Source organism: Aeromonas sp. HMWF015 (assembly GCF_963878965.1).
GTDB lineage: Bacteria > Pseudomonadota > Gammaproteobacteria > Enterobacterales > Aeromonadaceae > Aeromonas > Aeromonas veronii.
Genome location: NZ_CAWNZT010000115.1, coordinates 49,850 through 50,060, shown reverse-complemented (window position 1 = coordinate 50,060; position 211 = coordinate 49,850). Strand labels below are relative to the sequence as shown.

General features: G+C 50.2%; 1 tRNA gene. It reads left to right on the top strand.

Features of this window, described 5'->3' with window-relative positions:
• Positions 1-97: 97 nt before the first annotated feature.
• Positions 98-182: transfer RNA gene (locus tag AACS18_RS05905), tRNA-Tyr, on the top strand.
• Positions 183-211: the final 29 nt, after the last annotated feature.

The following is a 211-nucleotide window of genomic DNA, read 5'->3' as shown; positions in this document are numbered from 1 at the left end:
CTGTAAATCTGACGGCTCTGCCTTCGAAGGTTCGAATCCTTCTCCCTCCACCATTTTCCCGATTGATATGGCCGAATAATATATGCTTTGCCCCTGTGGAGGGGTTCCCGAGCGGCCAAAGGGATCAGACTGTAAATCTGACGGCTCTGCCTTCGAAGGTTCGAATCCTTCTCCCTCCACCATTCAAGTGCAAATGTAGTGACAATCAGGA